Here is a 23130-nt window from a genome sequence, read left to right on the forward strand (position 1 = left end):
CAAATAAAATAATTTTTGATAAGTGTAGTTCACCCTAAAAGCAAACTTTAATAATAATAAACTACTTAAGTACCTTTTGATGAAATTAATATCTGTAATGTGCAAAAGCTTTATTAGCTTCTGCCATTTTATGAGTATCTTCTCTTTTTTTAACGGCACTACCAGTTTCATTTGCAGCATCCATTAACTCACCAGCAAGTTTTTGGGACATACTCTTGCCATTTCTTGCTCGTGAGAATGTAACAAGCCATCTTAATGCCATAGCCGTACCCCTCTCTTGGCGAACTTCCATAGGTACTTGATATGTTGCACCACCAACTCTTCTAGCTCGAACTTCTACAAGAGGAGTAGCATTTTTTACAGCTGTTTCAAATAATTCCACTGCATTCCCTCCTGTTCTCTCACTTATTAAAGAAAACGCATCAGACAAGATTCTTTGAGCTGTAGATTTTTTACCATGCTTCATCAATCGAGAAATCATCATTGAAGCGAGACGACTATTAAATTGAGGATCAGGAAGGACTGGTCTTTTTACTGCTGCATTACGACGTGACATGATTTTTAAAAGTAATGTTTACAAATTAATCTTTTGGAGCTTTTGCTCCATACTTAGATCTGGATTGACGTCTATCTTTGACTCCAGCGGTATCTAATGTTCCTCTTATTATATGATATCTAACTCCTGGCAAATCCTTTACTCTTCCACCCCTAAGGAGCACTACAGAATGTTCTTGCAAATTATGACCAATACCAGGAATATAAGCAGTTACTTCGAAACCAGAAGTTAATCTAACCCTAGCAACTTTTCTCAGAGCTGAATTAGGTTTTTTAGGTGTTGATGTATAGACTCTTGTACATACCCCTCTTCTCTCAGGGCAAGATTTTAATGCAGGAGATTTTGTTTTCTTTGTCAGACGTTTTCTTTCTGAACCTACTAATTGTGAGATGGTGGGCATTTATTAAAACTTAGATAAAAATAAATATCTAACCATCATAACCTTTTAAGAGCACTTACTAAAAGTTTTTTATTATATTTTTTTTAAAATTTGTCAAATTAAAATTATTTGGTAAATATTAATTATCTTTAGATTTATTTTCATATTTATTTTTATAATAGAAATACATAAATAACTAAATAGAATTAAATAATCTATGGGAGAGAGTATCAAAAGAATCGTTGGCCCATATCAAGATAGTTATTCCCCAAATGGAATAAGTGGGGAGAAAGACGCATGTGGAGTTGGTTTCGTAGCAAATGTTGAAGGAATAGAAAGCAACTGGATCCTTAAACAATCTCTAAAGGGCCTCAACTGCATGGAGCATAGAGGAGGTTGTGGAGGAGATAGTGACTCAGGAGATGGAGCAGGTATTTTATGTTCAATTCCATGGGGATATCTAGAAGAGAAACTTAATCTTAAAAATACTCAAGAATTTAATAGAGGTTTAGGCATGGTTTTTATGCCCAATAAAAAAGAAAAAATTGAAATATGTAAATCAATATGTGATGAAGAAGCAGAAAAATTAAACGTCAACAAAACATCTTGGAGAACAGTACCCGTTAATAATGAAATCTTAGGTCCTTTAGCTAAAGCAAATGCTCCATTCATCTGTCAGTGGATAATATATATAGATAAAAAAGATGATAAGGATGTTGAAAGGCTTCTATTTCAATTAAGGAAAAGAATTGAGAAAAAAATAAGAGAAACTTTCAAAAATGATGTTGGGGATTGTGAGTTTTATTTTGCCTCACTAAGTTCTCAAACAGTTGTTTATAAAGGTATGGTTCGCTCTGAAATATTATCCGAGTTTTATCAAGATCTTAAAGAAGAGAGTTTTAAAGTTTCATTTTCTGTTTATCATCGTAGATTTAGTACCAATACACTTCCAAAATGGCCACTAGCTCAGCCCATGAGATTTTTGGGTCATAATGGCGAAATAAATACTCTCTTAGGCAATATTAATTGGGCTAAAGCTTCAGAAACACATATAGATGATTTTTGGGGAGAGTTATCCAATGAAATTAAGCCTATTGTAGATGTAAACAAAAGTGATTCATCAAATCTTGATGCAACCCTTGAAATCAATATTCGTTCAGGTCAGCCCATTACTGACTCATTATTAAAACTTGTTCCTGAAGCATTTAGAGATCAACCAGAACTTGAGGAGAAAGAGTATATAAAAGCTTTTTATGAATATTCTGCAAGCCTACAAGAAGCTTGGGATGGTCCAGCACTACTTGTATTTGCTGATGGAAATTTTGTCGGAGCAACGCTTGATAGAAATGGCCTAAGACCAGCAAGATATTCAATCACAAATGATGGTTTTGTAATAATGGGTTCTGAAACAGGAGTAGTAGACCTTGAAGAAGAAAGAGTAATAGAAAAAGGTCGATTAGGTCCGGGACAAATGTTGGCAGTTGATTTTCATCAGAATAGAATCCTAAGAAATTGGGAAGTAAAATCTGAAGCCGCTCAAAGGCATAATTATAAAAATCTTCTCAGTAATAGAACTATAAAAATTGAAAATAATGAATGGGTTAAAGACTGCAAACTAAAAGACCTTGAGTTGTTGCAACAACAAACTGCATACGGTTTTTCAGCGGAAGATAATGACCTTGTCTTAGATTCAATGGCTTCATTAGCTAAAGAGCCTACTTATTGCATGGGTGACGACATCCCATTAGCAGTTCTTTCATCTAAGCCGCATATTTTATACGACTATTTTAAGCAAAGATTTGCGCAAGTTACTAATCCTCCTATTGACCCTCTGAGAGAAAAACTTGTAATGAGTTTAGAGATGCATCTAGGAGAAAGATGTACACCTTTTGAAATTAAAGATGCTAAACCTTTTATTCATTTACAAAGTCCGATTCTAAATGAGGAAGAACTCATTTCCATCAAAAAATCAAAAATTAAATCTCAGACAATTTCAAGTTTGTTTGATTTAGAGGAAGGTATTCAAGGCTTAGAGAACCAATTAAAACTAATCTGTAAACAGAGTGAGCTGTCTATAAAAGAAGGTTGCTCTCTAATTATTATTTCTGATAAGGGAATTAATCCTAAAAAGACTTTCATACCTCCTTTACTTGCTGTTGGAGCAATTCATCATTATCTTCTTAAAAAAGAAATCAGACTAAAAGCTTCTCTAATAATTGAGACTGGTCAATGTTGGAGCACACATCACTTAGCTTGTTTAATTGGTTATGGAGCAAGTGCAGTTTGCCCTTGGTTGACCTTCGAAGCAGGTAGACACTGGTTAAAACATCCAAAAACACAAAAACTCATTGATAGCAAAAAAATAAATCCATTATCAATAGTTGATGTTCAAGAAAATATTAAAAAAGCTCTAGAAGACGGTCTAAGAAAAATTCTCTCAAAAATAGGCATCTCACTTTTATCTAGTTACCATGGTGCACAAATTTTTGAAGCTGTAGGCCTTGGATCTGACTTAATAAAAATTGCTTTTGATGGTACAACAAGTCGTATCGCTGGCATAACACTAAAAGAATTAACTAATGAAACACTTTCAATACATACGAAAGCCTATCCAGAGATCGATTTAAAGAAATTAGAATTTTTGGGATTTGTACAATTTAGAAATAATGGAGAATATCATTCCAATAACCCAGAGATGTCCAAAGTTTTACATTCAGCGGTAAAACAAGGGCCAGGATACGATCATTTTGAAACTTACAAAAAACTTATTAGTAATAGACCGACAACATCTCTTAGAGATTTACTTACAATTAATTCAAAAAGAAAAAGTATTCCATTAGAGGACGTTGAAAGTGTTGAATCAATTTGCAAAAGGTTCTGTACTGGAGGAATGAGTTTAGGTGCTTTATCCAGAGAAGCGCATGAAGTTTTAGCAGTTGCAATGAATAGAATAGGTGGAAAAAGTAATAGTGGAGAAGGGGGAGAAGATCCAGCTCGTTTTAATGTTTTAAATGATATCGATGATAATACTCAGTCAGCGACTTTGCCATTTATTAAAGGATTAAAGAATGGAGATACAGCATGCTCAGCTATTAAACAAATAGCATCCGGAAGATTTGGAGTTACACCTGAATATCTAAGAAGTGGAAAACAACTCGAAATAAAAATGGCTCAAGGTGCGAAACCCGGAGAGGGAGGACAATTACCTGGTCCAAAAGTTGATTCTTACATCGCAAAACTAAGAAATAGTAAACCTGGAGTAGCTTTAATATCTCCTCCCCCGCATCATGATATATATTCAATTGAAGATTTAGCTCAACTTATCCATGACTTACACCAAGTTCATCCAAAAGCGAAAGTAAGCGTTAAACTTGTTTCTGAAATTGGTATAGGCACTATTGCCGCTGGAGTAAGCAAAGCTAATGCAGATGTAATTCAAATATCAGGCCATGACGGAGGTACAGGTGCTTCACCCCTGAGTTCTATTAAACATGCAGGTTTGCCATGGGAACTTGGTGTTGCTGAGGTTCATAAATCTCTCTTAGAGAATAACTTACGCGAAAGAGTAATTTTGAGAACAGATGGAGGCCTTAAAACAGGCTGGGACGTAGTTATTGCAGCTTTACTAGGTGCTGAAGAATACGGTTTTGGTTCTGTTGCGATGATTGCTGAAGGATGCATAATGGCTAGGGTTTGTCATACCAACAAGTGTCCTGTTGGAGTTGCCACTCAAAAAGAAGAATTAAGAAAAAGATTTAAAGGTATTCCAGAAAATGTCGTAAATTTTTTCTTGTATATTGCTGAAGAAGTAAGACAGATAATGAGTAGTATCGGTGTTTCTAATATGGAAGAACTGATTGGTAATCAAGAATTTCTTTCTGAAAGAAATATCGATCTTCCAAAAACCTCTAATATCGATCTTTCTTCTTTAGTAAATAAACACTCAACCCCTGATAGATCATGGTTAAATCATATAAAAACTGCCCATACTAATGGTTCTGTATTAGAAGACGAGTTTTTGTCTGATCCTAAATTTATAGATTCAATTAAAAATCACGAAATATTAACCAAAGAAATTGAGATAAAAAATACAGATAGAAGTGTTTGTGCGAAAATATCAGGCGAAATCGCAGAACTTCATGGCAACACTGGCTTCAATGGCGAACTCAACTTAAATTTCAAAGGATATGCAGGACAAAGCTTTGGTGCATTTTTATTGAAGGGAATGAATGTTCAATTAATTGGAGAAGCTAATGATTATGTTTGTAAAGGAATGAATGGAGGAATCCTCACAATAATTCCACCAAAAATAAATGAAATCTCCTCCGAACAAGTCATCCTGGGAAATACTTGTCTTTATGGAGCAACAGGTGGAAAATTATTTGCATTAGGAAAATCGGGAGAAAGATTTGCTGTTAGAAATAGTGGTGCTACAGCGGTAACAGAAGGAGCAGGTGATCATTGTTGTGAATACATGACTGGTGGGAAAGTTGTTATTCTAGGTTCCACAGGAAGGAATATTGGTGCGGGCATGACTGGTGGAATAGCTTTTATAATCGATGAAAATAATGATTTAAGTAATAAAGTAAATAAAGAAATAGTAAGCATTCATCAAATAACTTCATCAAAGCAGGAAAATATCTTATTGGAAATTATTAGAGAATATCAAGCAAAAACAAATAGCTTAAAGGCTGCCAAAATAATTGAAAATTGGTCTCATTTTAAGAGTACTTTCAAACTGATTGTTCCCCCAAGCGAAGAAGAGATGCTTGGTATAAAAAAAATGTAAATGCCTTTCTTTGTAAAAACTGAAATTATAAAAAAAGAATACTTAATTAATAATGATTTAAAACGAAAAATAATTAACGAACATATTTATTGGGTAAAAAAATCAAAAAAAGAGGGAATTAATATAAAAACTGGATTTTTGGTAGATAAGTTAAATAGGCCAGGTGACGGCGGATTACTTATTCTTGAGATGGATAATTATAGAAATGCACTAAAAATAATTAAGAATGATCCAATGATTAAAAATGATCTAGTTGAATGGAAATTAAATGAGTGGGTAGATCCAAATAAATAAATATAACTATTTTGGATACTTTTTCATAAGTTTTTGAATCTCTTCAGCATGGTAGCTACTACGAGTTAAAGGAGAACTAACTACTTGCATGAAGTTTAAATCTTTTTCCCCGAACGCTTTAAAGTAGTTAAATTTTGAAGGACTTACAAATCTTTTCACAGGTAAATGATTAGGGCCAGGAGATAAATATTGGCCAATAGTAACAATATCAACGAAATTACTTTTTAAATCCTTAAGCAGACTCAAGACCTCCTCGTCTTTTTCCCCTAAACCAAGCATAAAGCCTGACTTTGTATATATTTTGGGAGAATAGTCTCTGGTTCTTTTAAGCAACTCAAGAGTTCTTTCATATTTGCCTTGAGGTCTTACTTTTTTATATAGCGAAGACACAGTCTCAATATTGTGGTTTAAAACGTTTGGATTTGAATCAAGAACTTTTTCAAGCGCTTTCCAGTTGCCACAAAGATCAGGTATTAGAAGCTCAATTGTAGTTTCAGGAGATTTTTCTCTTATTAGATGCACACATTGAAAAAATTGAGATGCGCCACCATCCTCAAGATCGTCTCTATTAACTGATGTGATTACAACATGCTTAAGCTTCATTCTAAAAACAGCTTCGGCTAAACGATATGGTTCAGTTGGGTCTAAGTCTCTCTTAGATCTATCAAAATCAATATCGCAATATGGACATGCCCTAGTACAACCAGGACCCATTATGAGGAAAGTTGCAGTTCCACTAGCAAAACATTCGCCGATATTTGGACAGCTTGCTTCTTGACATACGGTATTGAGATTTAAATCATTTAATAAATTTGCAGTATTACCAATACGCTCAACTTGTGGTGCTTTGACCCTTAACCATTCAGGTTTTGAAATTAAACTATTAGGATTATTAGTCACATTAAATCTTCTTGACCTGTAATTTTATTTTACTAAAAACAAGATGAATTAACTATTTATAATTTCAAAGACGAAGCACATTCAACAGAAGTAAATAAATAAATGGATTCAACTAATCCTTCTGCGATTTAGAAAATCTAAATTAAATTTACTCGTAACACAACGTTCGTGTTTCATTAACTAAAATTGAATCAGATTTCATAACGTTATTTTTATTATAGTAATCAGAACATACTTTTTCTTAAATATAGCTAAAAAATTAATATTACATTGATTATTTTGTACTAAAAAGTGTTTTTTTTAATATTATTTGATACAGTAAAAAATATATGTAATAAAACATTGACTTTTAAATTTAAAAGAAAACGTATTTTATTATCGGAAAAAAATAAAAACTTTAAAGCAATAGGTTATGCTAGAGCTTCTCATAATGAATATGAATATTTAGAAGAGCAAATAAAATTTTTGAAGGAAGAGGGTTGCAGTATAGTGTTCTCTGAATTTATAAGTTTAGATGAAGAAATCAAACCCCAACTCAATAAAGCTATAAATTCCCTATCAAAAGGCGATCAATTAATAATTACTCAGCTTGATCGAGCATTTAAAAACAAAAAAGAATGTTTGATAACAATAAATAAACTTATTAATAAGGATATTCAATTGCGAACTTCGACTGGTTTTTTTGCTGCTAATGAATCTTATAATTCAAATTCTTCAATTTTTAAGATTTTATATGAATTAGATAATTTAGAAGACAAAAGTTTAGGTGAAAGAAAAAAAGAACAACTATTACGCAGAAAATTATCTGGAAATAATTTGGGAGGAAGACCCAAAATAAGTCCTCTAAAAGAATCTTTAGTAATCAGATTGCGTAATGAAGGATATTCTTATCGATCAATCAGATCACAAACAGGAATTGCGTTGTCAACAATAAGAAGAGTAATTTTGGAAGGAGAACTAACATAAAATGAAGAGGAAAGACATTGAAAATTTAATTAAAGAAAATTTTAAAGATACAGCGTTGCGTATTTATGAATTAAATAATGAAGATAGAAAAAGTTTATTAGCTGAATATAGAGAATGGATTATGAATGATTTAGATTTTGAAGAAGTAATGATGTTGCCTTACGAAGCATATACTGACAAATTAGATTCTAATTTCTTAGAAGATTCAATTTAGTCCTAAATAGTATATTTTTTATTAAATTCATATACTTCTTTTGATATTAATGGTAGGAAAGAAGAATCTTTAGAATATTTTTCACCATCACAAAAAACAACTAATAAAGTGTGTAGAGATTGACTATTAGTCCACCAAGCAGAATCATGTCTAACTTCTGACATTAAGCCTGCTTTACTCCAAAGATTAATGCTTTCTGGTAAGCCTGCACCCAAAAAACCATCTATTTGATTAAGAGAATCTTTTTGAAGAACAACTTTATCTAAATTTCTTTTTAAAAAACTTCGTAAATTTAAATCATTTTTTTGGTAATCAATATGAATCATAATTTCCTCCAAAACCCTTGCAGCCGAATCAGAATTCATAGCGTTTCTATTTTTATTATTATCTCCATAGAATTCTTTTTCACGACCAAATGGTCCATCATCCCAAGTCTTCTGGCAGCAATTTAAACCACTCAATTCCTCCCAATGTAAATCATGTAGCCAATCGTTTATTATACTTCTTTGATATTTCCAATTTTCCCATGATTCGCCCTCAATACAAGGCCCACTAGTTGTTCCAGTAAGTAAATCAATTAAGAAGCTTGTTGCATTATTACTTGAGAAAGATAACATTTTTCTAACAGCATCAATAATTTCATCCGATAATAATAAACTTCCTTTTTTAATCCAATAATATGTAGCAAGACCATAAACCAACTTGACTATGCTGGCAGGGTAAACCATTTTTTTATTATTTATGCCAGTACCAAAACCTTTAAATACACTTTTATTCTCACTTTTATAATTAATCCAAGTTATGGCAATATCTTCACTTGAAAAATCCTGATTGTAAGAGCATACTCTCCCTAAAATATCATTTAAGGCTAGACTCATCTCTTCACTTAAATAGTAAAAGGACATTGTATGGAAAATTATAAAAATCCTATTTCACTATTTAAACAAACTAATTTTTCAAAAACTATTTGGTGGAAATTAAAAGTTAATATTTCGGGATATCAAAATGAAATAGAAGATAAATTAGTTACTGAAATATTTAAAAATAGAATTTTTAGGGTTATTTATCCAAATATTTATCAAAACAACCATAAATTTTCAAGAATACTAGTTCAACTATATGAAGATGGTTACGTCTGTTGGATAAATTTAGATGGATTAATTATTGAGAAATACGAATTCAAAAAAAATTACAGTTTAGGAAATGAACAATTCTTTATAAAAGATAAAGTTACCTCAATTTTAAAATGGATCAAGGATCAATCTGAGTTAAATAATGAATATCTTTGGGGAGGTACATTAGGACCCAATTTTGATTGTTCTGGATTAATTCAGACTGCTTTTTTAAAGCATCAAATTTATATACCTCGAGACTCTTTTCAAATAAAAAGTTTTTGTAAGCACCTTTTTTATTACAAAGAATCATATGCAGCTCTGCGACCCGGCGATCTTTTATTTTTTGGAAATGAAGAAAAATGTGATCATATTGGAATCTACAAAGGAGACGGATTCTATTACCATAGCTCTGGAAAGGATTTTGGCAGAAATGGAATAGGTTTAGATACCCTAAAAAAGTCTACTGATAAAATCTCATTGCATTATAAATCTAAACTTATTTCGGCAGGCAGAGTAGTTAGAAATTATAGATGGGACCGCACTATACGTTAATTAATAGAGCTCACCTTAAAATTTTAAATTAAATTTGAATATTACTTATTCTTTTATTTAGAAATTAACCAGCAGTCCAAATATTTTTAATGATTGGCATTATGGTATCTAAGTGTAATGTCCCAACAAGTAACCAAGCAAAAACAGCTCCTCCACATCCACCTAACCAAAATCCACTTGTAAAATCAGCCCAACCAGCTCTTGTAAATAAGTCCTTTGGCGGATTATTAACAGTCGCATCTGGAGGTTGAACATTAGGTGCTTTACCAGGTGCATTGTATAAAACAAAAAGTGCTGTCAAAATATGAACAGCTCCAATAGTAGCGAGAAGTCCAGCTGTTAAAGCAAATTCAGAATTTCTTAATGGGCCAGTCATGGTAAAAGGTCCGTATAGAAGATATCCAAAAGCTGCTCCAGTTTCTAAACCTCTAAAATTAGGGGAAATACCTTCTCTGTAAAAAGGTAAATTATTTATAAAGGCTTTTGTAAAATAACCACTATTAACTGGAGTAGCTAAATTACCAACACAAGGATCAGCAACTGTTTTTACTGCCCATTGTTCTGCTACGCCAATATCATTTGGTTGTACAGAAGTATCTATGTATTTCTCATCAAACTTAATAGAACTTGTTGATTCAGAGAATGATTTTTGAAAGTCGCTCATTTTTTTAATAGTTTAGTGTTTGATAATTTATTCAGTTGCTGTAATTAATCTTCCAATCAATACGATAAAAACAGCAGGCATTGCTATACCAATTAATGGAACAAAAATTGAGGGTAAAAGACTTGGTAAATCAGATGGCATAGTTCTTTAAACATCTTTAAACACTTTAGTATTTATCAGCGAAATAATGTTAATTTTATTACTGGATGATATAAAAATTATTAACTTTTTACATGTTAAATTTTTTCGCAATTTTACTTATTATTTTTATAGGAATATTACTTCTAGTTTTTAAAAAAAGAAGCTTTAAAAAGTTAATAAATCAAAGCAATTTAAATTCTATTAAATTAAACAAAAATAAAAAAAGTAATAATAAATTTCTGTCTAAAAAAAATAGTTATTTATACAATAACGAAGAAAAAAAGTACTCAGTATTTTATAAAAATTCTCAAAGAAATAAAATGATTAGTCTTTTTCAGGGTGATACAGAAAATAAATTAAAGGCCTTAAAAATTGCAGAAGAATTGTCTGATAAATCAACATTACCGATTTTACGAAAAGGCTTAAGAGATATTTCGCCTAAAGTCGTTGAAATTTCAGCTTTATTAATAAGAAAGTTCAAGTAAAAAATCAATTTTGCTTAGCATTGTTTATTGATCTAATTCTGTAAATTGGACGACTTTGACTTTCATGATATGTTCTAATTAAAAGTTCGCTCAATAATCCAAAGCTAAATAATTGAACACCAGCAATTCCTAATATTAATGCAAACATCAGCAAAGGACGATTTCCAATATCCTCACCCATTATTTTTAAAACTATCAAATAAGAACTTATCGCAAGGCTAAAAAAAATACTTATAATCCCAACAAAACCAAATCCATACATCGGTCTTGTTAAAAATTTAGTCATAAACCAAACAGTTAGTAAATCCATTAAAACTCTAAAAGTTCTATCAATTCCATATTTACTAGATCCATATTGCCTGCTCCTATGATTTACTTTAATTTCTTTGATTCTTGCACCTTCAATAGTTGCTAAAACGGGTAAAAACCTGTGAAGTTCCCCATATAACTTTATATCTTCTATTATTTCTTTCTTAAACGCTTTTAATGAGCAACCATAGTCATGCAACTTCAAACCTGTTACGTGAGCTATTAACTTATTCGCTATTTTTGATGGTATCTTTCTATTAATTAATTTATCTTTTCTATCAAACCTCCAACCACAAACCAAATCATAACCATTATTAATTTCTGAAATTAATAATGGAATGTCATTTGGATCATTCTGTAAATCACCATCCAAAGTAATAACAATGTCGCCCTTAGAATTATCAAAGCCAGCTGACATTGCTGCAGTTTGACCATAATTTTTGCGAAGGGAAATTACTGACAATTCTTTAATTTTGAGAGTTAGTTGCTTTAATACTTGATGAGTATTATCTTTAGAACCATCATTTACAACAATCAATTCAAAATTAAATTTATGAGATGACATTACATTTATAACTTCATCCAATAAAAGACCAACACTCTCGCTTTCATTGAAAACAGGGACGATAATAGAAATTAATTGTTTTATATCTGACATTTATATTTAATAATAATTACACAATTTTAACTTAATTTAGAACATAAAAATTAAACAAAAAAAATCACCACAAATGTGGTGATTTAAATTATTTAAGGGAAATTCAACCAAACTTACCTGATGTGGATGCTATAACAAATGCCCCAAATGTAAGTATGTTCCCAATCGTGAAATGTGCTAGTCCAACTAATCTAGCTTGAACAATTGAAAGTGCAACTGGCTTATCTCTCCAGCCAACAAGGTTAGCAATTGGAGTACGCTGATGTGCCCAAACTAATGTTTCAATTAACTCTTGCCAATAACCACGCCATGATATTAGGAACATGAAACCAGTAGCCCAAACTAAGTGACCGAATAGGAACATCCAAGCCCAAGGAGATAGAGAATTTACTCCAAATGGATTATATCCATTAATAAGTTGAGCAGAGTTTAACCAAAGATAATCTCTGAACCAACCCATTAGATAAGTTCCTGATTCGTTAAATTGTGCTACATTACCCTGCCAAATTGCTAGGTGTTTCCAATGCCAGTAGAAAGTAACCCATGCTAGTAAATTTAATGCCCAAAACATAGCTAAGTACATAGCATCCCAAGATGAGCTATCACAAGTGCCTCCACGTCCGGGTCCATCGCAAGGGAAAGCATAACCTAAATCTTTCTTATCAGGAATTAATTTTGTTCCTCTAGAATCAAGAGCACCTTTGATAAGAATTAATGCAGTTGTATGAAGACCTAAAGCGATAGCATGGTGAACTAAGAAATCAGCTGGCCCGATTGGTAAGAAAGCACTTAATGCATCTTGCCTATTGATAAGATCCATCCAGTAATGATTACCTGGTAATGAATTAGCTGCGAGAGTTGCTGAACTTGTAGGATCAGATAATAAAGCATTAAAGCCGTACATCATCTTACCTTGAGCAGCTTGAACGAATTGAGCAAATACTGGCTCGATTAGAATTTGCTTTTCAGGATTACCAAAAGCCACAACAACATCGTTATGAACATAAATTCCAAGAGTATGGAATCCAAGCAACATTGTTACCCAACTAAGGTGGCTTATCAAAGCTTCCTTTGTTCCAAGCACTCTTGCTAATACATTATCTTTGTTTAATTCTGGATCGTAATCTCTAACAAAGAAAATAGCACCATGTGCGAAAGCACCAACCATCAAAAACATTGCTATGTACTGATGATGACTATATAAAGCAGATTGTGTGGTGTAGTCCCTTGCAATGAAAGCATAAGAAGGAAGTGCACCCATATGTTGCGCTACTAGAGAAGTTGCTACACCAAGTGATGCTAATGCTAGTCCAAGTTGGAAATGTAATGAATTATTTACAGTTTCATATATTCCATCGTGGTTAATTCCGAAACTACCTTTATGAGGATCATTAGGATGTCTTGTATTATGAGCTTCTGTAATTTCTTTGAGGCTATGGCCAATACCGAATGTATTTCTATACATATGACCAGCAATTACGAAAACTGTTCCAATCGCGATATGATGATGAGCAATGTCAGTAAGCCATAATGCTTCACTTTGAGGATGAAGACCACCTAAGAAAGTAAAGATTGCTGTACCAGCTCCCTCAGCTGTTCCAAACACCTGATCTAGAGAATCAGGATTTTGGGCATATGCCCCCCAGTTTAAAGTAAAGAAAGGAGCTAGACCTGCAGGGTGTGGAAGTACTGTTAACCAGTTATCCCAACCTACATGCTGACCTCTTGATTCAGGTATAGCAACATGAACCAAATGACCTGTCCAAGCAATACTACTAAAACCAAATAAAACAGCTAAATGATGATTTAATCTTGATTCTGCATTTTTAAACCAAGCTAGAGAGGGTCTGAATTTTGGCTGTAAGTGTAACCAACCTGCAAATAGAGTCCAACAAGCCAAAATACTCATGAATATTGAAGCTTGGAAGAGTTGCTCATTAGTTCTCATTCCAATTGTGTACCACCAATGGTAGAGACCTGAGTAAGCTATGTTTACTGGGCCACTAGCTCCAGCTTGTGTCATAGCTTCTGTGATACCAGATCCAAAATGTGGGTCCCAAATAGCATGAGCAATAGGTCTAACGTGAGTTGGATCAAGTACAAACTGCTCGAAGTTACCTTGCCACGCAATATGAAATAAGTTACCAGCTACCCAGAGAGCGATTATTGCTAGATGACCAAAATGTGTAGAGAAAAGCTTCTGATAAAGCTTTTCTTCGGTCATACCATCATGACTTTCAAAGTCGTGAGCGGTAGCTATTCCGTACCATATTCGTCGGGTTGTGGGGTCCTGAGCTAGACCCTGGTTAAATGATGGAAATTTTGTTGCCATTGAATTAAAAAGGTGAAGTTCAGGTTTTTAGCCCAGCCCGAAAAGGCGAGCATGGAAGAAGGCCCATGTGGTAGCAATACCACCAACAAGGAAGTGTGTTACACCTACTGCTCTACCCTGGGTGATAGATAAAGCTCTTGGTTGAATCGTTGGAGCAACTTTAAGTTTGTTATGCGCCCAAACAATTGATTCGAATAATTCTTGCCAATATCCCCTTCCACTAAAGAGGAACATTAAACTAAATGCCCATATGAAGTGAGCTCCTAAGAACATCAAACCGTACATGCTTATTGATTGACCATAACTTGTTAATACTTGAGAAGCTTGAGCCCAAAGGAAATCTCTTAACCAACCATTAATTGTAATGGAACTTTGTGCGAAGTTACCACCAGTGAGTCCCCAAACATCACTCTGCATTTTCCAAGAGAAGTGGAAAATTACAATTGATAAACAGTTATACATCCAGAAAAGTGCTAAGAACACGTGGTCCCATGAAGAAACTTGACATGTACCACCTCTTCCAGGTCCATCACAAGGGAATCTAAATCCTAAAGAAGCTTTATCAGGGATCAACCTTGAACTTCTTGCATAAAGAACTCCTTTGAGAAGTATCAAAACAGTTACGTGAATTTGGAAAGCATGAATATGATGAATCATTAAATCAGCTGTGCCTAGTGGAATTGGAGCAATAGCAACCTTTCCACCAACTTCAACTAAACTTCCATTAAAAACCTCACTTAAAGCTTTGTGAGGTAAAGCTTCTGCAGTACCTGCTAAAAGAGAAGTTCCAACAGCAGATGCTTGAATACTCTGTACCCATTGAGCAAAAATTGGCTGAAGTTGGATTGCAGAATCACTAAACATATCTTGAGGTCTACCCAAAGCCCTCATAGTGTCGTTGTGAATGTAAAGTCCAAAACTATGGAATCCTAACCACATACATACCCAGTTCAAGTGACTGATTAAGGCATCTCTTGCTTTGAGGATTCTGTCTAATACATTATCAATATGTTTTGCTGGATCATAATCTCTAACCATTGCAATTCCAGCATGCGCGCCTGCACCTACTATGAATAATCCACCTATCCACATGTGATGAGTAAATAATCCAAGAACTGTCATGTAGTCAGTAGCTATGTATGGATATGGAGGCATCGCATACATATGATGAGATACAAGTATGCTAATTGATCCAAGCATTGCTAGGTTTACTGCAAGCTGGGCATGTCTACTTTCTGCCATGAACTCAAAAAGACCTTGATGACCTTTAGGAGCAGGAAATAATATTGGGTCTCCTTGTTGTGAATCTAATATTTCTTTCATACTATGACCAATACCATAATTGGTCCTATACATATGACCACCAATGATTGCTATTACACCAAAAGCTAAGTGATGATGTGAAACATCAGTCATCCATAAACTTCCTGTCACAGGGTTAAGGCCACCTTTGAAGGTAAGGAAATCCGAGAAAGCTAACCAGTTCAAACTAAAGAAATTACCTGTACCACTTGCTAATCCTGGAAATATCTGACCGATGATTTGTGGATCACAGAGTTGATGCGGCATAGGCATATCTGCAATAGTTGCTATTTCTTTACCATTTATTACTAAAGGAGATCCTGCATCAATTGCATCTAAGAGAGCTGCAGTAGGAGCTCCGATATGAATACAATGACCAGCCCATGCTAAAGATCCTAATCCTACTAAACCAGCTATATGGTGGTTAAGCATAGACTCAATATCTTGGAACCACTCCATTTTTGGAGCTGCTTTGTGATAATGAAAGATTCCTGCATGAAGCATAAGTGCAGCCATTACTACAGCACCAATTGCTAAAGCCATCAGTTCACTTTCATTAGTTATTCCCCATGCTCGCCACATGTGGAAAATTCCTGAACTGATTTGAATTCCGTTGTAGTTAGCTCCAAGATCAGCATTTAGCATTTCTTGGCCAACTATTGCCCAAACTTGTTGAGCACCAGGTTTAACATGAGTTGGGTCAGCTAACCAACCTGAATAATTAGAAAATCTTGCTCCATGGAAAAATGCTGCACTCATCCATATAAAAATGACTGCAAGATGTCCAAAATGAGCTGAAAAGATTTTTCTTGTTGCTTCTTCAGCATCGCCTGTATGCACATCAAAATCATGTGCGTCAGCATGCAAATTCCAGATCCAAGTTGTAGTTTTTGGACCCTTAGATAATTTACTTGACCAGAAACCTGGCTTATCTAATTTGGCAAAATCAATAGGTCTTGGATCGGCCTTTACAGGATCTTCCAAAACTTTTTTGTTTTTTTCTCCACTTTCTGGTGGGCTGATGGTCATCTAGCACCTCGAAAATAATTGACATTAAAGCCGATTGATCGGAACTCGAACTTATTTATAATGATAATGTTCAAGAAAACGAATCCTCGGAAACTTTAGATATTCGTTTCAAAAATAATAAGGCAAAGATTCTTTCGTTATGCATTAACGTAACAAATGTTCTAATGATTGTTACTATATGAATATTTTGTTAAATTCTTGCCTATGACTAGACTATGAGTATTTTTACTCAGATTTTACATAAATTTCTTAAATTTTTTTTTATATTTCAAAGAAAATTTTTTAAATCCAGCAACAGGATATAATTTTCAATGTAACTGTCAATAGTTTCTAATTTGAAAGGAATTGCTATAGGTCTATCTAATAATTCAAACGAAATTTTAAAAAGGCTTAAAAAAACAGAATTTGTCAAAGAAATATATATAGCTAGTTCTTCAAAAGAGGATGGTAAGGAAAATGAACTTATTCAAGTACAAAAACCTAAAGAAATCTTACTTAAAAAATGGCCAGAAATAGATTTAATAATTTTTATAGGCTCCATCGCTGCATCAATACGCATAATAAATTCTTTTTTAACCTCAAAAGATCAAGATCCTGGTGTAATAGTTATAGATAACAAATGTTCCAAGATAGTTCCTTTAATTGGTTTGCATCAGTCAAATGCGCAAAATATTGCATGTCAAATTGCTAATTTACTCGGTGGCGAAATAATAGAAACTAATAATTCCAGTGATCAAAGCTTCTTAAATCTTGATGCATTTGGGAATCAATGGGGTTGGCAAAGGTCAGGCAAAATAAAGGATTGGTCAAAACTAGTAATTAAACAAGCTAAGAACGAAAAAATATTTTGCAAACAATTGTCTGGTAATAGCTTATGGAAAAATTCAGAATCAGGGGAGATTATTAATCAAATTAATGAAAAAGAAATTGAAAACCCAGACGCAACTTTTCATGTGAGTGTTTTCGAAAATCATGAAATTACTTGGCACCCGCCTGTATTATGGATTGGCATTGGATGTGAAAGAAATACATCCAAAGACTTAATAGCAAATTCTTTAAAAAAATTTTTTAAGTCAAGTAATTTATCATTTCACTCCATAGCGGGATTTGCAACTATTGATATTAAAAAAGATGAAAAAGGGATTTTAGAACTCGCAGAAGAAAATAACTTGCCTATTAAGTTTTTTACCAAAGAAGATCTTTCAAAAATAATTGTTCCAAATCCATCAAATATCGTACAAGAGGAAATTGGCACACCGTCCGTAGCAGAAGCGTCTTGCATATTGGCAGCAGGAGAAGAATCAAAATTATTAGCAGAAAAAAGAGTTTTTAAAAATCAATCTGGCGCAGTAACTATCTCTGTAGCAGAATCTAAAAATCAATATAATCCAACCCATGGCGAAATCCATATTATTGGAAGTGGGCCTGGAGATTTATCTTACCTAACAAATGATGCTAAAAAAGCACTTTCTAGATGTACTGTTTGGATCGGATACAAAATGTATTTAGATTTAATTAAGTCCTTAAAAAGGAGTGACCAAGTTTTAATTGAAAGTAAACTTACTGAAGAAAAAGAGAGATGCAGTAAAGCAATTAATCTAGCTGAGGAAGGAATTAAAGTAGCCTTAATTTCTTCAGGTGAGTCTGGTTATTATGGCATGGCAGGTTTACTTTTAGAATTACTTCAAAAAATCAAAAAAGAATATAGACCTTTCTTTGAAGTACATCCAGGTATAAGTAGTGTTCAATTAGCGGCTGCGATTAGTGGAGCACCACTAATGAATGACTTTTGTTCAGTAAGCTTAAGTGATAAATTAACTCCATGGTCTTTAATAGAAAAAAGAATTGAAGGAGCTCTTGTGGGTGACTTTGTAATAGCTTTATTTAATCCTCAATCCATTGAAAGAAATTGGCAGCTAAAAAGTGTAATAGATATATGTTTACAATCTAGGCATGGTAATACTCCAGTTTTAATAGCTAGACAACTAGGGAGAGAAAATCAGACCAAAAAATTTTTTACTTTAAACACTATTCCTTTTGAAGAGATTGATATGTTATCAATTATTATTATTGGCAATTCTCAAACAAGCCTAGTTGATGAAATATTTCTCACTCCCAGAGGATATTTACAAAATGAAGTTTAGATAATAATTAAATTAGCTATAAAATTTTTTTTGCTTTTTTTTAATATGAATACTAATCTTTTATAAAAAGGAATACAAAGTTCATTGAAAAATATTGGTTTAATTTTATTTGATATAGACGGTGTTATACGAAGCGTAGAAAATAGTTACAGACTTTCATTAAAAAAAACAGTTTACAAATTTTCTGGATGGGAACCAAGTTTTGTAGATATTGATAATGCCAAAAACGAAGGGATATGGAATAACGACTGGGACTTAAGTTTAGAACTTATTAAAAGATATAAAAAAAAAGAAAACTCAAACCTTAAAATTCCTCAAAAAAATGAGATAGTTAAATGTTTTGAAAAATTTTACTTTGGAGGAGATCCAAATAAAGATAGTAATCATTGGTCTGGATTTATAAAGAATGAGGAGTTATTAGTTGATAAAAAGTTTTTTGAATTTTTAGAAAGCAATGGAATAATTTGGGGTTTTGTGAGTGGTGCAGAGTCTGCTTCTGCAAAATTTGTTTTAGAAAAAAGACTTGGACTAAAATCACCGCCATTAATATCTATGGGAGATGCTCCTGACAAACCTAATCCTGAAGGTTTTATTAACTTATCAAAACAACTTCTTAGCGATAAACTTGGCGCATCAAATATTCCCATTGCATATGTAGGAGATACTATTGCAGATATAAATACAGTTTTAAACGCTAGAAAAGAAGTGCCATCTCAGAAATTTATAAGTTTTGGAATAGCTCCCCCACATTTACATTTAAAATCTCTATTAAAAGAGCGTAATGCGTACGAAAAAAATCTCATAAATGCAGGTGCTGATTTGATTTTAAATTCTATTAATGACCTTAAGAATATAAATCTTGACTTGTTTTAATAAAGTACAAATTTAAAAAATTTTTCAATTAATTAAGGAGAGGGAGTCACTAGAAAGAGAACGCTAGAGAACCCAGATGAATTAATACGAACAAATATGACCCCAGATGAAGGTAAATTAGCCACCACGATCACTTAAAACGATCTCTTCATATGCAATATTTCACTCTTTTTTACAAAAGATCTAAATCATTTAAACCAGAATATAAAGACATTACTTTTTCTTTCAATACTTTATCAATACTTAATGGAATATCTTTTTTAGATTCTTTAAATTGAAAATCATAAGGTTTCTCTATGTTCACTAATTTTTTAATTTGAAACCAGTAATCTTTCATTGAGCAAAGTTTTTCATAAGATATAAAATGAATATTCTTCTTATTTTTTAAAGATTGAAAACAATCATTATAGGTAAGATACCATTGTTCAACCCAATGATTTATTTCTAAATCATTTGGAAAATTTAGATTCTGGTTGTAAATAGGAATGTAATTAGGACCAAATTCGGTATGTCCAATCCATTTCATATATTTTGATATAAAGTTATCATTTTTGGCGTCCTCAATAAATTTTTTATGCTGAATCAGTAAAGAATATGCATGCTGTATTGGTTCTCTGAAAGGAACAAGTATCTTTGAGTTACTGAAAATAGAATTAATCAATTCAATTCTTTTTATGTTTTGATTATTCTTACTAAGGTATCTCTCTTTTTTATACTTATACAAAATATTACCTACATAAACCCTGAACTTTTCTCCTAATTCATCATTATTTTCTGCAGCAAAAGTCTGCCAAAACACCTCCTCAAATGCTTCTGGCGACTCTGTAGAGACTTTAATTCCATCTCCATGTGCTCTTTCCTTTAACTCTAAATTTTTCTTATTAAAGGAAATCTTAGACCAAAGGTTAGGAGCGAGGACAAATGGCATATCAGCATAAGACAGAGATGCAAAGATATTTGATTTATAAAGTGCATTTAATAATATGGTTGTCCCTGAACGTGCAAGTCCTGTAATAAAAACATGGTCTCCAGTCTTACTTGAAGGAGCGATACTAGTACTTTCAAAATCAAAAGTTACTTCTCGCATAAATTGCGATGAAAGAGCAAACTTATGCAACTTTTGTTCCAACCAAGAATAATTATTCATCTAAAAGTTAGTTTTCTTATGTAGACATAACTAAATGCAAGCAATGTAGATTCGATTATTCCACTCCAAGACAATGTGAAAGCAATAAACCCGCTAAACAATTTATCTGCAATAACAAAAATAAAAATAATCAAAAATAAAATTAATAACATTTGCATTGAATACTTCATCATCTGCAATGAATATTTTGGGATAATATATTCTTTCCAGTGATCACTAATATTTTTGTTCAGTATGATAGAAATTGCTTTCTTGCTTACCTTAAATGACGAGTTGATTAAGGATAAATAATTTGACCTGATAAATATTTCAACAGACAATAAACAAATAACCAATATTATTAAGTGGTTCACTTTCTATAATGATTCTTATTTTTAGATAATGTGTTTTTCTTTTTCTTATTTTTAAAAGCACGTTTGATTGGATAATAAAGAATACCCCATAATGCTAAAAAAAATGCCGCAATGAATCCAAAAATTGCAGCGATAACACCACCTCCCATTCCAGGTCCAATATATAGAAGTAAAGTTATTAAATTGGGAAATAGATTTATTTCCTTACTTGATTCAATCATTCACATGTGCCTTTTTTATGTAAGAAGTTTTTTACTATTGTAATATCTTTATCGTCGTAAAGTATTCTTGACCAACCAAGAAAATAAACATTACCATTTTTTGCTCGATTAAGATAAGTCCATCTCAATAAACCATCGGCATCGAAATAAATTGCTCTGCCAAAATTAGTTTCTTCAACAAAAAGATCGCCATTAGGAAGGATCTGACTTCTACCTTGTTTAATAGTTCTTACATCGTTTTTTTTTAAACTTTCATTTAGATAGTAAGAATATTGATTAGTTTTAAAATCATAAATAATTACTTCATTATGTCCGTCTACAATAGCTCCATCTTTAAATTGCTTAGAGTTATTATTAAATACTGATATTGAGTGGTCATTTAGAATATCTACATCATGTTGATTAAAAAATGGACCTGTTCCTTTCCAGATAATTTTATTTGTTGAAGGTCGATATAGTGCAACCATTGATTGATCTCTGATAGATAAAAAAAGATCTCCTTTCTTCCAAAACTTCCCATCAAAATTTACTGGTTGAATATCATTTAAATGTAATGGATCATGATTAAAAACTGAATCCATTTTAGTGAATAAAAGATACTCAAGATTATTTTCTATAAAAATTTGAGTAAGTGACTTTTCAAATAATATTTTTCCATCAGAAGATAATTTAACAATTCCATCATCGCGATAACCTTCTTCAACAACTATATCTCTACCAACTTGTTCAATAGGTAAAGATTGTGGATAAATATAAATTGGGGCCCATATGAACTCTTCAGTATCTGTTTCTATAGAGTGATGAAACATGGCTTTTTTATTTTGAAAAATTAAATTAGAACATGCATCTATTTTCCTTAGTGGTCCTGACTCAAACAATAAGCCTCCATCTCTAGTTAATTTTGGATGTTTTATTCTTTGTCTTGAATCATTTTGGTCTCTATCTAAATATTTGAACTGATCAATTTTTTCAATTGATTTATTAAATTTATCTATATCAGGATTCCAAGTATGCAAAACCTTAAAGTTTCTTAAATCAATAAGTTCAACTATTCCCTCTTGTAAATCTCCATCAAATTTTGAAAGAAGTAAATAAGATTCATTTAAAGTTGGCGTCCCATTAAAACCATCTAATAAGGGGAATCTATCCTTAAGTTTTAGATCTGAATAGAATACCTTTCGTATAGTAGAAGGTACTTTTGCAATAAATAATGCTGTTTTAGAAAGAATGCCGTATTTCTTTACCCCGAGAATTTCATATCTTACTAGAGAACCAAAAATAATTGTTACGGGTATGGCTAAAAGTAAAACCAGGTAAAGTATCCAAATCTCAATCTTTTTGAACATAAAAGTTCGTCTGGTAGATATATTTTTTTTGACTTTATTATATCACCTTACTTTTTAAATTCTTCATGAATTACTAGATAATATTTTTACCCACCACAACCTCTTAGAACGGTCTCTATAAATACGTTTTCTTTACCCACCATTATTACTCCAGATATACATTTTACCCACCAATTTACCCGCTAGTTTGTTGACTTAATATTGAACTTTTGCGAACCTTTAAGCACATTCGATTCTGATATCAGTAAATCTTAAACTTCAGCGAACTCTTATAAACTTCCACGAATCTAAATAACACGGAGAGGGAGGGATTCGAACCCTCGACAAAAGTTACCTCCTGTAACTCCTTAGCAGGGAGCCG

Annotated in this window: 21 protein-coding genes; 8 read left to right on the forward strand and 13 right to left on the reverse strand. The window is 32.6% G+C overall.

Going from position 1 to position 23130, the window contains the following annotated elements; genetic code table 11:
* Nucleotides 1–85: 85 nt before the first annotated feature.
* Both rpsG and rpsL read right to left on the reverse strand, forming a co-directional pair.
* On the reverse strand, nt 86–556 hold the full coding sequence (gene rpsG, locus AMO19_RS03140; protein ID WP_002806267.1) for a 30S ribosomal protein S7: 471 nt from the start codon (nt 554–556) through the stop codon (nt 86–88).
* A gap of 25 nt (nt 557–581) precedes the next feature.
* The gene (rpsL, locus tag AMO19_RS03145; protein WP_011863619.1) at nt 582–956 is read right to left on the reverse strand and encodes a 30S ribosomal protein S12; all 375 of its coding nucleotides are present in this window, start codon (nt 954–956) and stop codon (nt 582–584) included.
* A 196-nt stretch (nt 957–1152) separates the two neighbouring features.
* Between rpsL and gltB the strand changes: the two genes are divergently transcribed.
* Together gltB and AMO19_RS03155 are read left to right on the forward strand one after the other, a co-directional pair.
* The gene (gltB, locus tag AMO19_RS03150; protein ID WP_075507304.1) at nt 1153–5724 is read left to right on the forward strand and encodes a glutamate synthase large subunit; all 4572 of its coding nucleotides are present in this window, start codon (nt 1153–1155) and stop codon (nt 5722–5724) included.
* Nucleotides 5725–6018, forward strand: a complete 294-nt coding sequence (locus AMO19_RS03155; RefSeq protein ID WP_075507305.1) for a YciI family protein — start codon at nt 5725–5727, stop codon at nt 6016–6018. It abuts the gene before it with no gap.
* 6 nt (nt 6019–6024) lie between these two features.
* On the opposite strand, the gene lipA is transcribed toward AMO19_RS03155, so the two are convergent.
* Nucleotides 6025–6918, reverse strand: a complete 894-nt coding sequence (lipA, locus tag AMO19_RS03160; protein WP_075507306.1) for a lipoyl synthase — start codon at nt 6916–6918, stop codon at nt 6025–6027.
* 342 nt (nt 6919–7260) lie between these two features.
* Here lipA and AMO19_RS03165 point away from each other — a divergent pair, with 342 nt between their 5' ends.
* Both AMO19_RS03165 and AMO19_RS03170 read left to right on the forward strand, forming a co-directional pair.
* Nucleotides 7261–7884, forward strand: coding sequence for a recombinase family protein (locus AMO19_RS03165; RefSeq protein ID WP_257008944.1), 624 nt, complete (start codon nt 7261–7263; stop codon nt 7882–7884).
* 1 nt (nt 7885) lies between these two features.
* Nucleotides 7886–8098, forward strand: coding sequence for a hypothetical protein (locus AMO19_RS03170; RefSeq protein WP_075507308.1), 213 nt, complete (start codon nt 7886–7888; stop codon nt 8096–8098).
* Between the two features lie 2 nt (nt 8099–8100).
* On the opposite strand, the gene AMO19_RS03175 is transcribed toward AMO19_RS03170, so the two are convergent.
* On the reverse strand, nt 8101–9003 hold the full coding sequence (locus AMO19_RS03175; RefSeq protein WP_075507309.1) for a serine hydrolase: 903 nt from the start codon (nt 9001–9003) through the stop codon (nt 8101–8103).
* A 3-nt stretch (nt 9004–9006) separates the two neighbouring features.
* On the opposite strand from AMO19_RS03175, the gene AMO19_RS03180 reads away from it, so the two are divergent.
* Entirely contained in the window at nt 9007–9765 is a 759-nt protein-coding gene (locus tag AMO19_RS03180; protein ID WP_075507310.1) for a C40 family peptidase, read from the forward strand.
* A gap of 64 nt (nt 9766–9829) precedes the next feature.
* Here the strand turns inward: AMO19_RS03180 and AMO19_RS03185 are convergent, their stop codons facing one another.
* Nucleotides 9830–10429 carry a photosystem I reaction center protein subunit XI gene (locus AMO19_RS03185; RefSeq protein ID WP_025891181.1) on the reverse strand — a complete coding sequence of 200 codons (600 nt, stop codon included), beginning with the start codon at nt 10427–10429 and terminating at the stop codon, nt 9830–9832.
* 27 nt (nt 10430–10456) lie between these two features.
* On the reverse strand, nt 10457–10570 hold the full coding sequence (locus tag AMO19_RS03190) for a photosystem I reaction center subunit VIII (RefSeq protein ID WP_011863629.1): 114 nt from the start codon (nt 10568–10570) through the stop codon (nt 10457–10459).
* A gap of 320 nt (nt 10571–10890) precedes the next feature.
* Between AMO19_RS03190 and AMO19_RS08745 the strand changes: the two genes are divergently transcribed.
* A complete protein-coding gene (locus AMO19_RS08745; RefSeq protein WP_257008945.1) occupies nt 10891–11055 on the forward strand; it encodes a hypothetical protein in 165 nt (54 codons plus the stop codon).
* A gap of 4 nt (nt 11056–11059) precedes the next feature.
* On the opposite strand, the gene AMO19_RS03200 is transcribed toward AMO19_RS08745, so the two are convergent.
* The 3 genes from AMO19_RS03200 to psaA all read right to left on the reverse strand — a co-directional run bounded on the left by AMO19_RS03200 (nt 11060) and on the right by psaA (nt 16685).
* Nucleotides 11060–12022 (reverse strand): glycosyltransferase family 2 protein, encoded by a 963-nt coding sequence (locus AMO19_RS03200; protein WP_075507312.1) that lies wholly within the window; start codon nt 12020–12022, stop codon nt 11060–11062.
* Between the two features lie 103 nt (nt 12023–12125).
* Nucleotides 12126–14354 carry a photosystem I core protein PsaB gene (psaB, locus tag AMO19_RS03205; RefSeq protein WP_075507313.1) on the reverse strand — a complete coding sequence of 743 codons (2229 nt, stop codon included), beginning with the start codon at nt 14352–14354 and terminating at the stop codon, nt 12126–12128.
* A 27-nt stretch (nt 14355–14381) separates the two neighbouring features.
* Nucleotides 14382–16685: a photosystem I core protein PsaA gene (psaA, locus tag AMO19_RS03210; protein ID WP_025889445.1), complete on the reverse strand. Its 2304-nt coding sequence runs from the start codon at nt 16683–16685 to the stop codon at nt 14382–14384.
* A gap of 335 nt (nt 16686–17020) precedes the next feature.
* On the opposite strand from psaA, the gene cobJ reads away from it, so the two are divergent.
* Entirely contained in the window at nt 17021–18829 is a 1809-nt protein-coding gene (gene cobJ / locus AMO19_RS03215) for a precorrin-3B C(17)-methyltransferase (protein ID WP_075507314.1), read from the forward strand.
* Nucleotides 18830–18913: 84 nt separating this feature from the next.
* Complete coding sequence (locus AMO19_RS03220; protein ID WP_075507315.1) at nt 18914–19702, forward strand: TIGR01548 family HAD-type hydrolase; 789 nt, start codon at nt 18914–18916, stop codon at nt 19700–19702.
* 172 nt (nt 19703–19874) lie between these two features.
* Here AMO19_RS03220 and AMO19_RS03225 read toward each other — a convergent pair whose 3' ends face one another.
* From AMO19_RS03225 to AMO19_RS03235, 4 genes are read right to left on the reverse strand one after another with little or no spacing between them, the layout of a single operon-like run.
* Nucleotides 19875–20849 (reverse strand): sulfotransferase, encoded by a 975-nt coding sequence (locus AMO19_RS03225; protein ID WP_075507316.1) that lies wholly within the window; start codon nt 20847–20849, stop codon nt 19875–19877.
* On the reverse strand, nt 20846–21202 hold the full coding sequence (locus tag AMO19_RS08285) for a hypothetical protein (protein ID WP_146255924.1): 357 nt from the start codon (nt 21200–21202) through the stop codon (nt 20846–20848). Before AMO19_RS08285 ends, AMO19_RS03225 begins: the two co-directional genes overlap by 4 nt.
* Nucleotides 21199–21423 (reverse strand): hypothetical protein, encoded by a 225-nt coding sequence (locus AMO19_RS03230; RefSeq protein ID WP_075507317.1) that lies wholly within the window; start codon nt 21421–21423, stop codon nt 21199–21201. Before AMO19_RS03230 ends, AMO19_RS08285 begins: the two co-directional genes overlap by 4 nt.
* A complete protein-coding gene (locus AMO19_RS03235) occupies nt 21420–22769 on the reverse strand; it encodes an arylsulfotransferase family protein (RefSeq protein WP_075507318.1) in 1350 nt (449 codons plus the stop codon). Before AMO19_RS03235 ends, AMO19_RS03230 begins: the two co-directional genes overlap by 4 nt.
* Between the last annotated feature and the right edge of the window lie 361 nt (nt 22770–23130).

It is taken from the genome of Prochlorococcus marinus (assembly GCF_001180245.1).
Lineage (GTDB): Bacteria > Cyanobacteriota > Cyanobacteriia > PCC-6307 > Cyanobiaceae > Prochlorococcus_A > Prochlorococcus_A marinus_F.